The organism is Ruegeria sp. 6PALISEP08 (assembly GCF_001238295.1).
GTDB lineage: Bacteria > Pseudomonadota > Alphaproteobacteria > Rhodobacterales > Rhodobacteraceae > Ruegeria.
In genome coordinates, this window is sequence record NZ_LGXZ01000027.1 from 1 (window position 1) to 13,262 (window position 13,262).

At 53.7% G+C, this 13,262-nt stretch carries 15 protein-coding genes; 10 read left to right on the forward strand and 5 right to left on the reverse strand.

Annotated features, from left to right (window positions below; translation table 11 throughout):
• The 3 genes from ALB80_RS21435 to ALB80_RS21440 form a co-directional block, all read left to right on the forward strand.
• Positions 1 to 274, forward strand: a 274-nt coding sequence (locus tag ALB80_RS21435; protein WP_172677936.1) for a CIA30 family protein, incomplete at its 5' end; no start/stop codon positions are given.
• A gap of 263 nt (positions 275 to 537) precedes the next feature.
• The gene (locus tag ALB80_RS22315; protein WP_157054304.1) at positions 538 to 708 is read left to right on the forward strand and encodes a hypothetical protein; all 171 of its coding nucleotides are present in this window, start codon (positions 538 to 540) and stop codon (positions 706 to 708) included.
• Between the two features lie 366 nt (positions 709 to 1,074).
• Entirely contained in the window at positions 1,075 to 1,845 is a 771-nt protein-coding gene (locus ALB80_RS21440; protein WP_253276955.1) for a hypothetical protein, read from the forward strand.
• A gap of 38 nt (positions 1,846 to 1,883) precedes the next feature.
• On the opposite strand, the gene ALB80_RS21445 is transcribed toward ALB80_RS21440, so the two are convergent.
• The 5 genes from ALB80_RS21445 to ALB80_RS21465 all read right to left on the reverse strand — a co-directional run bounded on the left by ALB80_RS21445 (position 1,884) and on the right by ALB80_RS21465 (position 6,430).
• A complete protein-coding gene (locus ALB80_RS21445) occupies positions 1,884 to 2,333 on the reverse strand; it encodes a MarR family winged helix-turn-helix transcriptional regulator (RefSeq protein WP_050606148.1) in 450 nt (149 codons plus the stop codon).
• The gene (locus tag ALB80_RS21450) at positions 2,323 to 3,423 is read right to left on the reverse strand and encodes a nitroreductase family protein (protein WP_050606149.1); all 1,101 of its coding nucleotides are present in this window, start codon (positions 3,421 to 3,423) and stop codon (positions 2,323 to 2,325) included. Before ALB80_RS21450 ends, ALB80_RS21445 begins: the two co-directional genes overlap by 11 nt.
• A 216-nt stretch (positions 3,424 to 3,639) precedes the next feature.
• Positions 3,640 to 4,317 carry a GntR family transcriptional regulator gene (locus tag ALB80_RS21455; RefSeq protein ID WP_050606150.1) on the reverse strand — a complete coding sequence of 226 codons (678 nt, stop codon included), beginning with the start codon at positions 4,315 to 4,317 and terminating at the stop codon, positions 3,640 to 3,642.
• A complete protein-coding gene (locus tag ALB80_RS21460) occupies positions 4,314 to 5,345 on the reverse strand; it encodes a Gfo/Idh/MocA family protein (RefSeq protein WP_050606151.1) in 1,032 nt (343 codons plus the stop codon). Before ALB80_RS21460 ends, ALB80_RS21455 begins: the two co-directional genes overlap by 4 nt.
• A complete protein-coding gene (locus ALB80_RS21465; RefSeq protein WP_050606152.1) occupies positions 5,342 to 6,430 on the reverse strand; it encodes an isocitrate/isopropylmalate dehydrogenase family protein in 1,089 nt (362 codons plus the stop codon). The genes ALB80_RS21460 and ALB80_RS21465 overlap by 4 nt, the downstream gene beginning before the upstream one ends.
• 136 nt (positions 6,431 to 6,566) lie before the next feature.
• On the opposite strand from ALB80_RS21465, the gene ALB80_RS21470 reads away from it, so the two are divergent.
• The 7 genes from ALB80_RS21470 to otnC are packed head-to-tail and all read left to right on the forward strand — an operon-like array spanning position 6,567 to position 12,890.
• Positions 6,567 to 7,574, forward strand: coding sequence for a tripartite tricarboxylate transporter substrate binding protein (locus tag ALB80_RS21470; RefSeq protein WP_050606153.1), 1,008 nt, complete (start codon positions 6,567 to 6,569; stop codon positions 7,572 to 7,574).
• A 57-nt stretch (positions 7,575 to 7,631) separates the two neighbouring features.
• Positions 7,632 to 8,381 (forward strand): hypothetical protein, encoded by a 750-nt coding sequence (locus tag ALB80_RS21475; RefSeq protein ID WP_050606154.1) that lies wholly within the window; start codon positions 7,632 to 7,634, stop codon positions 8,379 to 8,381.
• A 4-nt stretch (positions 8,382 to 8,385) separates the two neighbouring features.
• Entirely contained in the window at positions 8,386 to 9,897 is a 1,512-nt protein-coding gene (locus ALB80_RS21480; protein ID WP_050606155.1) for a tripartite tricarboxylate transporter permease, read from the forward strand.
• Positions 9,897 to 10,184 carry a putative quinol monooxygenase gene (locus tag ALB80_RS21485; protein ID WP_050606156.1) on the forward strand — a complete coding sequence of 96 codons (288 nt, stop codon included), beginning with the start codon at positions 9,897 to 9,899 and terminating at the stop codon, positions 10,182 to 10,184. The genes ALB80_RS21480 and ALB80_RS21485 overlap by 1 nt, the downstream gene beginning before the upstream one ends.
• Positions 10,181 to 10,978, forward strand: a complete 798-nt coding sequence (locus tag ALB80_RS21490) for an N-acyl homoserine lactonase family protein (RefSeq protein ID WP_050606157.1) — start codon at positions 10,181 to 10,183, stop codon at positions 10,976 to 10,978. Before ALB80_RS21485 ends, ALB80_RS21490 begins: the two co-directional genes overlap by 4 nt.
• Positions 10,975 to 12,252, forward strand: a complete 1,278-nt coding sequence (gene otnK / locus ALB80_RS21495; RefSeq protein ID WP_050606158.1) for a 3-oxo-tetronate kinase — start codon at positions 10,975 to 10,977, stop codon at positions 12,250 to 12,252. Before ALB80_RS21490 ends, otnK begins: the two co-directional genes overlap by 4 nt.
• The gene (gene otnC / locus ALB80_RS21500; RefSeq protein WP_050606159.1) at positions 12,249 to 12,890 is read left to right on the forward strand and encodes a 3-oxo-tetronate 4-phosphate decarboxylase; all 642 of its coding nucleotides are present in this window, start codon (positions 12,249 to 12,251) and stop codon (positions 12,888 to 12,890) included. The genes otnK and otnC overlap by 4 nt, the downstream gene beginning before the upstream one ends.
• The last annotated feature ends 372 nt before the right edge of the window (positions 12,891 to 13,262 follow it).

Consider the following 13,262-nt stretch of genomic DNA (forward strand, 5'->3'; position numbering starts at 1 on the left):
ATCAGGCGTTAGGCTATTGGTACGGGGGAACGGCGAGCAATACTTCGTTCACCTCAGAACACTTGGCACGGTGCTTCCGTGGCAATACTATCAGGCCGATTTCGCAACTTCTGACGAATGGACCGAAGTTTATTTGCCCTTGTCAGGTTTCAAGGCTTCAGGTGCCATGTTGCGCGCTATTCCCGTTGCGGACGCAATCACCTCAGTTGGAGTTGTAGCCTACGGGCGCGATCACGAGGCCCGCGTTGATGTCAGCGAGATTAGTTTCTACTGAAGGTCTCCCTAGAGAGGGCCGCTATCTTCAAATAGGTCTGCTTGACACTGTTTGAGATCGAATTCTCCCAATGCCTGAATGCGGATGTGCTGTTTCTTCATTCTAGATGCTGAACCTGTCTTTTCGGAGCGAACATTAAGAGTGTGCTGCTTTCTGAAGAGACAACTCGTCTGGCAGTCTTAAGTTAAAAATACTTAATCAAAGCAAAGTACTTTCGGCAAAAAACAACTCCCACATGACGCTTATCAAAAGGAGTGAGTATCATGAAGAGGATTGCAGCTTTGGGCCTTGTTGCCCTGACCCTATCATTTGTTGGCACCGGTGCGTTTGCGGAGTGCTACTTTGGGAGCGATGCGGTAACCGGGATGGACACGATCATCTGTGAGACAGAGAGTGGCTTTTCCAGCTGGGGCACAATGATCGCTGAAGCTTGAGCGTTTCGGGGCGCAACACCAAACTTTCTGTGAGTTAGGGTAAATCAGATCGAACTCTGCAATTGGTAACACCAAAGCCGAGGAACACGCAGCGCCGGGAGTGGTGACTCGACAGACTCTTCGATAATTGTTGCGCGATACGGAACCTCGGGTTTCGCCGCGATTTAAGACGCTGCTTCAGTTCTTCACCTTGGTTTGCATCGCTGGAATTTTCAAATTCACGCAACATTGCGCCAATTCTTGGCGTTCTCCGGCTCTCTGGCCAGGCGATGTGATGGCTTCTATAGTTAGGAGTTCAATCGCTCTTTGTATTGACCCGTTACGTCACTGCCCCACCTTTCTAACTCAGTTTTGGGAGCATCCTGAGTGTTTGTGAGGACCACCGCCCTATTGATTTTTGCTGTGTCTACCCCGGCCATGGCACTGCAGCTTCGCGAAACAGGGCGTTATGAGCTCAATCACCCCGCTAGTCTTGACTACGATCCGACGTTTTGTGGGTTGTGGATTGCTAACGAGGGGCCCGAGGCCATTCTCGTTACATTGCAAGGTGATGAGTTGCGCCGCGTATCCAGCGATCTCCTCCGTATCAAAGCAATTGCTATCGAAGGGAATCACTTGTTGGTAGGCGACGGTGTTGGCAGCCTCCAACGTGTCACGAAGGAAGGAGCCACTTTAGGAGCACCCTTTGAACTTGAAGGTGGATTTGCGGATACCGAAGGGATCGCGATCAATGCCAAAGGGCAGATCGTGACCGTAGAAGATGATCCGGAACGGTTGTCCTGGTTTACTTCAAAGGGTGCTTTGACGGCGAGGTTGGATACCATGAAGCTCTCTCCCCCCTTAAGCGAGGCACAGGGCATCGCGATTGACCCACGCACCGGTCACATGTTGATTGTTGATGACTGGGAAGGGTCAAACAGCCTGTATGAGTTCACGGCAGATGGCCAACTGCTCGCCCAGCAAAGTCTGTTGCAATTCGGAACGGACCCGGAAGGCATCGCTATTAGGCCGGGATCTAACCAACTGTTCGTGGCGTTCGACGGCGGCGCGAAGATTGTGACATTTGACTACACGCCCACTTTGCCTGATGGATCACCGCCGCTTCCCCCCCCAGGCGGAGATTGCATGATGTTTTAAGAATTTGGCTTCGTATTCAAGCTAACACCGTTTTTTGCCTAGTCCCGTTCGCTGTCCAAAGCTTCGCGTATGAGCGTCAGATTCGGCAGCGAATTGTGAAATGGATCGAACCCGAGTTCGGACAAAACTGGAGCCAGGGATTCCGACATCCGCTCCATACAAGCTTTCAAAAACTCCGCGCCTTTCGGTGTAGATCGAGCAATTTTCGAACGCTTGTCATTGGGGTTGGCTTCAAGGGTAATCAGAGCATGATTTTCAAGACTGGAGAGCGTGTGCGTCATCGACGTCTTGGGCACTTGAAAAGCGTTCGATAGCTGTAGTGGAGTTTCCCCCTCGGGACGCCGGACCAGGTGGCCCAATATGCCAAATTGGGTTGCGGTCATTCTACCAGGTAAGAACGCTTCTAGCTTGGTCGAGATCAACTGATTGATGATCCCGACCTCGGTGAAGAACCGGTAGACTTCGTTGGTCTCATCTTCAGGCTTCATTCAGAATTCGTGTCTCCAGCGGCCAGCGGGGTGTGGTGATTGGCTCGGGTCCATACCCTAAACGCAGCAACATTTGCACCGTATGGCCCGGTGACGCAAGAAGCTCATGCGCCAGAGTGTATTCATCGGCCATCTCAGGATATTCCTGAAGGGCCTGACTGATCGGATGAACGCCTAGTCCCATTTCGGTTGTCTTCAGGTAAAAACGCATCAACTGACGCCCGGCATCGAGTTGATCGCTTCGCGTATTTGTGGCTGTCGTGAGGACTGCGTATTGTGGCGTCGCGTCTAGCATGGCGAAGTAGCCTCGCATGTGTGACTGAGTGCCTGGGTGGTCAACATTCATCAGGGTCTCATTGTCCAATAGGCCGGTAAGTCGCAGTGTTTCCAGCATGGGATCACGTAATTCAATCCCGTCCGGGTTGGCGTTTATTTCTGCTTTCCCGATCCGCATCAGGTCAACGGATTCTTTCAGCGTCTGCGGTGTTCGCATTTCGATTTCAAAAGCGCGTTTCGTAAGGTCTCGAACACGTGCCACTAGATCCTCATCGGAAATCAGAGTGGCATAGATTTCAAGGACCGACGATTCCGCCTTGGACAGCCGCTGTTCAGTGTACGGTTCTTTGTTGGAATGCCGTTTGAGGATTTGATCTGATAGTGGATCGGGTGCCCCTCCAGGTAGGAACACTGCTTCTGCAATAGGTCCGTTATCCCCATCTGGCAGTAACTTAACCTCGGTATCAAACCCGAGTGCACCTGCCGCAAGGACCATAGTCTCAACAAATGCGCCGAGGCCAATATAGAGCTGGCGGTGGTAAGGATCGGTTTCAGGAAGCTCGCGATCAGGATCACGGTAGATGCGCACCTTGTCTTGCCCAACCAACTCGACCAGCCAAGGTTGCAAGTTGTGTGGATTGGGGGCGAGAATTGCGTAGGACAAAGCGGCTTTGCGTGGGTCGTCATACGGTTTTGGCGTCCACGGAGCCAGCGCGTCATGCGGCGTGCGTGTTACGAGAAACCCAACCGCACCTGTTGCCGCCAATATCGTGCCTCCGCCTAGAACTTTTAGAAAACGTCTTCTGCTTGGCATTTTGACTCTCCAATAGTACGATATCGAACTAAAATAATACGAAATCGTACTACTTCAACCCCAGTCGATGCAGTGATTGGACGAGTGAATTAAAAAAATTAAATCAGAACAGCCGGGCGCAACTGCGGACTGCCTTGGTAGACAAGTATTCGGAGCGCCTTTAGTGCCGAAAATAGGCAGCATTTTTTGGTTGAGTAACGACCGGATACGAGAAGATCAGAGGCTGTTGAGCCGATGCTTTTCGAGTATCCTGCAAAGCATAGCCTGTGCTTGCAGCCTGTGTTCTCGATGGCGTTCGCGGGCAACATCCGGTCGACCTTCACTAATCGCTTGAAAAACAACCCGGTGATCTTCATTGGATTTGACGGGCAGGGGTCTGATAAACAACGTCGTTGCGCGCGCGCGACGCACTTGATCGCTCATCATGGCGACAATCGCTTCGACTCGTTTGTTGCCGCCCAACCGAACGAGCTCCTGATGAAACAACTCGTCGGCCTCGGCCCAGGCTTCAAGGTCTTCGGCTTCGATGGCTTGGTCCATCTTTGCAATTGATCCGGCAAGTACCTCCAGTTCATCATCTGAATAACCCGCTTGGGCAGCGCGTTGTGCTGCGAGACTCTCGAGTTCCGTCAGGATGTCGTAAATTTCACGCATATCGTCTGATGAAACGGGCAGTATCCGTACGCCCTTGCGGGGCCGCATTTCCAGCAACCCCTTACTTTCTAACATCAGCGCAGCTTCCCGTATCGGAGTGCGGGACATGCCCAGAGTTTCGGCGAGTTCCGACTCCAGATGGTCAGTTCCGGCCGCAAGTTCGCCGGACAGGATCATCTGTCGCAAATCCCTAACAGCGCGTTGCGTATTGGAAAGAGTTTTTGCGTCCTGATCCTTCACGGCGTCTCCAGGTTGATCTTTCGTCCCTCCGCAGCCGAGAGATAGATGCCTTCTTCGAAGCGGATCACGTCCAAATAGTCTCGAGCCGTGTTCTCCAACGGCGTACCCCTTAGAAGGCCTGAAACGACGTGACTTTGCAAGGCGTGGACACAATCTCCGCCAAATCCATCATGATCGCTTGGAGGTAGAATCTGCTGTCGCTCCTGTTTTCCAAAAAAACGGAGTTCTACTGAACCGTCGCCGTTAAGCACCAGTGATCCTTCCGTTCCTTCGATGAGCGCTTCTCCCATGGTCTGACGCAGGTTTTCGGCGCTGTGGTCAAGGCATCTGTTGCCATCGAACAGAGCTTTCAAACCGTTGGGGTGGTCAAACAGGATGTAACCTGCGTCCTCGCCCGCGATAACGGGGTTAACTTGGCGCAAGTCCGCATAAACTGCGCTGGGCGCATCGAATAGAAACCGGAACGTGTCTACCCAGTGAACCGCTGTTTCATGAACCAGGAAACGCGGCATGTCCTGAAAGTACGGCTGCCGGTCTAGGTAGGCGCGTGGTCCCTGTCCGTCGCCGGGTCGGAGCCGGAAAGTCGCTTGTAGAGGTAATCCAATTCGACCCTCGGTCATCGCCACCTTGATCGCACGATACCAGGGCTGAAAGCGAAAATTCTCATGCACGACAATAGTTGCGCCTACCGCCTCAGCCTCGGAGACGATCTTCTCAGCTTCATCCAAAGACAAGCAAAATGGCTTTTGGCAGATCAACCACTTTGTTCCAGAGCGCAGTGCCGTTCGGATGGCATCGGCCTGCGCCACAGGTGGAAGGATGATGTCCACGAGATCTGGATTTTCCGCCTCCAGCATTTTCGACATATCATCGTAAGCGGCCAGTCCTGTCTCTTTAGCCTTTTTGATATCACGGTTGCAGGATGCAACCGGAACCGCTCCGGGCATTCGGGACCAGCTTTCGTAGTGGAACTTGCTGAAATAACCCGCACCCACACACGCGACCCTGATGGCTTGTTGAGTATTCATGCCCGCAATGCTTCCAATACCGATGAGGCTGCATCCTGCGTTCCGGCGGTGCCACCTAGGTCACGGGTCAAGTTCTGTCCGTTCGCCGTCACCTTATCCACGGCTTCACGCAATCGTTCGCCGTCGCTGGACAGGTCTGGATGATCATGGGTCAACCCTAACCATTCAAGCATCATTGCTGCGGACAGGATCATCGCAAAAGGGTTGGCAATACCCTGTCCCGCAATGTCCGGAGCGGAACCATGGCAGGGTTGGAATACAGCGTGTTTCAACCCGATATCCGCTGATGGCGCCAGTCCTAGACCACCCATGAGACCCGCACCAAGGTCTGAGAGGATGTCTCCGAACATGTTCTCAGTGACCAAAACGTCAAATTCCCAAGGCTTTTGAACCATCCACAGAGCGGTAGCATCAACATAAGCATGGTCTGCCTGTAATTCGGGATAGTGGGCGGCTTCTGAATCAAACATCGATCTGAAAAACGCAAAGGCGCGGAATACATTGGCTTTGTCGACACATGTCACTCGACCCCGGCCGCGCCCGTTTCTTTTGCGGTTCCGGGCGAGTTCAAACGCGAAACGGAACAGTTTTTCGGACACCTCACGCGTGATCAGCAGAGTTTCACGGGCTTCGTCTTTGGTAACTTCGCCAGCGCCTTGGGTGAAGAACAGTCCTTCTGTGCTTTCGCGTATCAAGACAAAGTCAATCTCTTTTCCGGGGGGCAGCGCCAAGGGGGTTATTTGTCCGCTGCTTACTTTTACAGGACGCACACCAGCGAAAAGTCCCAGTTTCTTTCGTAGATCAATCTGCGGTGAAATCTCGGTTCCGTCAGGGTAACGAACATCCGGCAAGCCCATTGCAGACAGCAGAATTGCGTCCGCATTGCGTGCGGTTTCGAGTGATCCAGCCGGAAACGATTCTCCAGTTTTGGCGTAGTGGCCTGCGCCTGCCGGCGCGTCTGTAAACGCCAGCTCGTAGCTCGGGTTGTTGCCCGAGAGCTGGCGCAGGATTTCAAGCGTAGGGGTCATAATTTCCGGGCCGATCCCGTCCCCGTGGAACACCGCAACATCGTACGTCTTTTTCATCTTAGCCCGCTTCCTTCCCGTTTCGCATTCATAGCGCGATAGCAGCTTCCACTACAGTCCGTTGACAATGCATTCTTTAATGTATACGCAAATAAATGCAATAATAATCGCGAAGTTGTTTAGGGAGGACTTGGAAATGAAACTAAAGCTAGGGCGGTTGGCGGCCGCAGCCGTGATGGCGACCGGGATTACAGGGGCAGCTGCTGCGCAGGATTATCCCTATCGTGATATCACCACAGCTGTGGTTTGGGGGGCCGGTGGTGGCACGGACACGATCAACCGAATGATCATGGCCGAGATGGAAAAACACCTTCCGGTCTCGATCAATGTGATCAATCAAACAGGTGGTGTCGCAGGCTCCAACGGTATGGTTTACGTCATGAACCAACCAGACGATGGCTATACATTGGTCGGTTTGTCAGAGTCGAACGTCACCGCTGCTGTGCAGGGTGGTTGGGATAAGAAATTTGATTTTTGGTATCCGTTCATTGTTGGTGGATCACCTGATCTGATCTCGGTCCCGGCGGACAGCCCTTACAATACTCTGGAAGAACTGGTCGACGCTGCGAAAGCAGCTCCTGGCACTATTCCAGCGGCGGCTTCTGGCGCAGGGTCTATCCACCATTTGAATCTTCTGGCCATCGAAAAAGGGTCAGGGACTGAGTTCAAATTTGTTCCCTACAAAGGCTCGGCACCTGGGCAGGAAGCTGCGATAGCGGGTGAAGTTGCGTTGGTTGTGACGTCACTGGCTGAACAGGCTCCATTGATTGAAGGCGGTCAACTTAAACCGCTCGCGATGTTGACGCCCGAAGATGCGCAGATTGCAGGGGCAACAGTGCCTTCTGCCTTTGGCATCTATGACGGTCTCGATCAGTACTTGCCGCTCAAGCAGGCCATCGGGTTTGCAGTTCACAGTTCAGCCGGGGACGATGTAAAGGCCGCGCTTGGTGATGCCTTCGAGCAAGCTATTGCCTCCGACACCGTCGCCGAATGGGCCGCAGCAAACAATTACGATGTCGGTGGTCAACACGGCGAAGAAGCTCAAGAGTTGTTTGCGAACCTCGAAGCTACCTTTGCCTATACCTTGCAAGACCTTGGCGCTGCCACAGTGGATCCGGCCTCGCTGGGTATCGAGCAGCCCTAATCCGATCAACTTTGAAGGGGCGCGCTTGATCGCGCCCTTTCCCTCAGGAGGCAGGCAATGGACAAACCTGACGAAACACTGGTCATGCGGTCGCGCGACTTTTGGGCAGCAATTGTTCTAATAACAGTGTCCGTCTTTTTTCTTTGGAAGACGTCGGACATTCCACTTTGGGGCGAAAACCGCGCAGGTGTAAGTGGATCGGATTGGTACAACTCGGCTGCAATTGTACCGCTGTTCATCTTCGGTGGATTGCTTGGCTTGTCCTTCGTTTTGCTGGCTATTTCAATCCGCTCAGGTGGAGCCCAAAACGTGCTCAGTGCTTTGGGCATCGGATGGGATAAGTCGGAAGCCTATCGAGCTTCAACAATAGGCCTGATCCTTCTTGCATACGTCGTGGGGCTCGTTCCCAGAGTAGACTTCATTCTGTGTTCTGGGTTGCTGATTACAGCTCTGACTTATGGCTACTACGGCGGCCATGCGCGGCGTGCTTTGGTTGCTTGTATCGCAGTTGTCTCTGCTGGGCTTTTTGCGTTTGCTGTTTTTCCCGTGCAGGCGGACTGGAACGCGCACGGTGATGATTGGTTTACACTGGCTCTATGGGTCTCGCTCACACTTGTGGTGTTGACCAAAGCGTCCTCTGAGCCCGTTTTGAGGTTCGTGCCACTAATCGCGATATTGGCCCCGTTCATTCTGGTTTGCGCGATGGCCTTTGTTTTCCGCCAGAACGTGCCCGCGCGCGGGGGGCTGATCTTCAAGCAAATCGAATACCACTACTACGTGACGCTTCGTCCGCTATGGAAAGATTGACCGGATGGACTTTATCCTTTCGCAACTGGCTGGATTTGGGGCCGCATTCGTGGGCCTGGCAGTAGACCCGCTGACCTATCTGTATTTGATCGCATCCGTGTTCTTGGGCATCACGTTCGGCGCATTGCCCGGCCTGACCGCAACGCTGGCAGTGACGATCCTGACGGGTTTCTTCGGCAACAAGATCCCATTGGACTATTCGCTCATCGCTTTGCTCGGGGCCTATGTCGGCGCGATTTACGGTGGCTCTTATCCGTCAATCCTGCTGAACATTCCGGGCACGGCGGCCAGTGCGGCGACGGCTATGGATGGATACCCTCTGGCCAAAGCGGGTCGAGGGGGCGAAGCACTAGGGCTGACCACAACGGCCAGTTTCATTGGTACAGTTATCGGGACCATCACGCTTTTGATCTTTGTCTGGGCGTTGCTTTTGGTTTCAAAAAACATCGCAAGCCCGGAGAAAGCACTGCTGGCCCTGTTCGGCATTCTGCTTTCTGGCACTTTGATGAGCGAAGACCTGGTGATTAAGGGATGGATCGCCGGTCTGATAGGGCTTGCGATGTCCATGGTGGGACTCGACCCTCTGTTGTCTGAGCCGCGCTATACCTTCGGCTGGTCTTACCTGATGAGCGGATTTCAGGTCGTGCCGGTTTTGATGGGGGCCTTTGCGATCCCCCAAATCATCGAGGGTTTGAGGCATGTTGAGGCTGGAAAAATTCTGGCCTTGAAAGGCCGTATTCTTCCAAACCTTCGATCTATTCGACGCTACCTGCCAACCATCGGCCGGTCAGGAGTGATTGGGACAGGGGTAGGAGCACTTCCCGGAGTTGGCGAAGATGTCGCCGGTTGGGTTAGCTACGGTGTCGGCAAGACCGTATCTGCCGAGGGCGATAAGTTTGGAAAAGGCTCTTTGGAAGGTCTGCTGTGCTCAGAGACCGCAAACAACGCCTGTATTGGTGGCGCACTAATCCCGCTTTTGGTGTTGGGTATTCCCGGTTCACCACCTGCGGCCGCTTTGATGGGCGCTTTCAAGATCAACAACGTGATCCCAGGTCCGACGATAGACCCCGAGATCATTCTGCGTGTGGTTGCAATCTTGGTGCTGGCGTCACTGACTATGTTCCTTATGGGGCTTTTCACCGCTCGGGTATTCATCAAATTACTCGCCATCCCGCAGACCATCTTCTTGCCCGTCGTTATGGTTCTGACAACAATTGGGTCTTTCAGCGTCGGTGGTGGTATCAATGATCTTTACCTGATGCTTGGCGTCGGCACCGTTGCCTATTTCATGAACCTGATGAAATACCCAATCGCGCCATTGGTTATCGGGGTTATTCTGGGCAGCCTGTTTGACGAAACCTTCCGCCGGTCGCTGTTCTTGTCGGATGGGGATCTTTCGGTCTTCTTTTCGCGGCCCGGTGCGGCCATTCTGCTGGTGCTCAACACTGGTCTGATCCTCAGCCAACTGCCCGTCGCAAAGCGCGCTTTCACACGTCTGAAAGGACTTTCCGTCTGATGTTTGTGGTCACTGTCACCTTCACTCTCAAGCCCGGTACAAGAGACACCTTTTTGCCGCTGATGGTCGAAAACGCTTCGACCTCTTTGTGTGAAGAACCTGGATGCCTGCAGTTTGACGTTTGCCTCGGCGACGATCCCGAGACAGTTTTTCTCTATGAGGTTTATAATGACAGAGCGGCGTTCTCCGCCCACTTAGAAAGTGCGCATTTTCAGTCCTTCGATACGGCAGTGGCTGATATGATCGCCACCAAGACAGTTCACCAGTATTCCGAGGTCATCCGATGAACGATTGGGAAATCCACGCCGTGAAATACGCGGATCGCAATGCCCGGACGCGAGCTGATAGTTTCATCATCGATGATAATCACAGCGCGCCTCACGCGATGGATTACTTCGTTTGGGTGCTCAAACGCGGCGACAAAATCATTATGGTCGATACCGGCTACGACTCCGATGAGGCAGCTGCCCGTGGTCGTCCCATTGCGATGGATCCTCGCGAGGCTCTGCGGCCCTTAGGCATTTCGCCGGAAGCGGTGACCGAGGTTATCGTGACCCATCTTCATTATGACCACGCGGGTGGGCTGCATATGTTCCCGAACGCGAAGTTGCATATGCAATCGGCGGAGATGGCCTTCGCCACAGGCCCCTGCATGTGCCACGACCATCTGCGCGCGCCTTTCACGGCCGGCCATGTCTGCGAGGTCATAAAGCGTCTCTATTCAGGCAAGGTCGTGTTCTACGATGGAGATGCCGAGATTGCAGATGGGATCACGGTGCACCGCATTGGTGGGCATTCGCGAGGGTTGCAATGCGTTCGCGTAAGGACGGAAGCCGGGTGGATGGTGCTCGCCTCTGATGCCTCGCATTACTATGAGAATTTCATGGCGCGCAAAGCCTTTCCCATTGTCGTCGACCTGCAGGACATGATGGATGGATTTAAGGCGCTCGAGAGGTTGGCCTCGCATCCTCGACTTATCGTGCCCGGCCATGATCCACTTGTGCGTGAGGTTTTTCCCGTCGGAGCGGCACCGCATATCCATAGGCTGGATTTCGGGCCAACCAGGGACATCAAATTATGAAGATCGGCGTCATAGCGGACGACTTTACCGGTGCGAGTGATATCGCGAACACCTTGGCAAAGGGCGTTGAGCCTGAAGGTGGATTAAAAACCGCGCAGTTTCCAGGTACTCCGGATCTCCCAGCCGACGAGGAGATCGAAGCGGGTGTCGTCTCGCTCAAGAGCCGCACTGCACCGGTCGAGGAAGCTGTTGCAGACAGTCTGAGTGCCTTGCGTTGGCTCGCGGACCAAGGATGCCAGCAGTTCATCTTCAAATATTGTTCGACCTTTGATTCCACTACGGAGGGAAACATCGGCCCCGTTGCGGAAGCGTTGGTCAATGAACTGAGTGCGCAAAAGGTGGTTTTCTGTCCGGCCTTTCCCACCACGGGGCGTACGGTTTTTCATGGCCATCTTTTTGTGCTCGGCAAGCTGTTGAACGAGTCTGGGATGGAAAACCACCCTCTTACTCCGATGACGGATGCCAACATCAGGCGATGGTTGCATTATCAGACTGAAGAAGCGGTTGGGTTGGTGCCAATTGACACTGTGAAGCAAGGTTCAGAGGCAATTGCTGCTGCTTTGCAGAAGGCCGACGAACGATTTGTAATTGGCGATGCGATTTCGGATGAAGATTTGTTGGCCTGGGGCGAGGCTCTTAACGACGCCAAGCTCATAACCGGGGGTTCGGGGATAGCACTGGGGCTCCCCAGAAACTTCTTGAGAGGGACTTCACCCAAAAGTGCTGGCAGTGTGTTCACTGGTATCGCAGGGCCTGCCGCGATCCTTGCGGGTTCTTGTTCAGGTGCGACCCGCAGGCAGATCGATGTTCATGCGAAATCTCATCCAACCTTCGCCATTGATGTTCCGGGCGTGATGTCCGGCGATGTGACCATGCAAACGCTTCTGGATTTTTTTGAAGCGCATCTGGGTCGGGCGCCGCTCGCATATTCATCGGGAAGCCCGGATGATGTGCGTGCGATCCAAGGTCAGTTTGGTCAGGAAGCCGTAGCGGAAAAGCTGGACAATCTCTTTGCAGATACCGCGCGAGAACTTGTCCAAAAGGGCTACAAGCGGTTGGTTGTAGCTGGAGGTGAGACCTCGGGAGCTGTTGCCAAAGCCGTCTCTGAGGCACTGGGGTCACCGGCCATGTCAATTGGGCCAGAGATCGACTCGGGCGTGCCAGTCCTGAGCGTTGGGAAATCTGAACCCATCGCGCTGGCTTTGAAGTCTGGAAACTTTGGTGCTCCAGATTTCTTCTCGAAAGCATTGAGAATGATGGAGGCAGGCAAATGAGTTCTGAAGAACAGGCACTGCGCCGGCAGATGTCCGAGCTGTGCGCCTCGCTGTTTGCGCGTGGCTTTTCCGTTGGCACTGCGGGCAATGTCTCTGCGCGTTTACATGACGGGATTCTCATGACGCCAACGAATTCCACCTTGGGCGATATCAATCCCGAGTGCATCGCCAAGATTGATTTGGATGGCAACCATGTCTCCGGAGACAAGCCGACCAAGGAGGTCTTTCTGCACCAAGCCTTCTATGAGACGCGGCCGGAAGCTGGTGCAGTGGTGCATCTGCATTCGACCTGGGCGACTGCACTGTCGTGTCTGGAAGACACCGATCCCAATGACTGTATTCCACCGCTGACGCCGTATGTGGTCATGCGCGTTGGCACGGTCAAACTGGTTCCATACGTAAAGCCGGGCGACCCGAAGTCCGGTGATTTGATCCGCGAACTGGGTGGCAAATATAGTGCGGTTCTGTTGGCCAACCACGGTCCCGTCGTATCAGGAAAAGACCTCTTCTCAGCGGTTTGCGCGGCGGAAGAGTTGGAGGAAACGGCCAAGCTACTAGTGGCTTTGCGCGGCCTGCCAACCCGCCTTTTGGATGCTGAAAAAGTCGCAGAACTCAAAGAGACTTACGGAAGGATGTAATCGGACACCGATAGGGGGAGTCTGCAAACTTTTGGGCAAATCGTGCAAAATTATGAGCAAATACCACGCAAAGTTATGGGCAAGAACATCTGAATTTAATGATTGAAATCAATAGCAAAAGCGCAACGTTATGCGCGTCCCTACACTGTGTGTAGGTTTGCGCATAGCACTTCGCGCACCCCATAAGTTTGCGTAGTTTGCCCATAGTTTTGCGCTGCGCGATTGTCTGCCCTAGCAGTGAATTCAATCAGTTTTTGGCGTAGTCGTTGCAGTTATGGTCCTTTGCGTTGCTCAATCACGCAAAGGGCCTCCCTAAGTAACCTTGGGTTCCTTGCGGCCTTTTTGCCTGGATTCTCGCGAAGGTCTGCGACG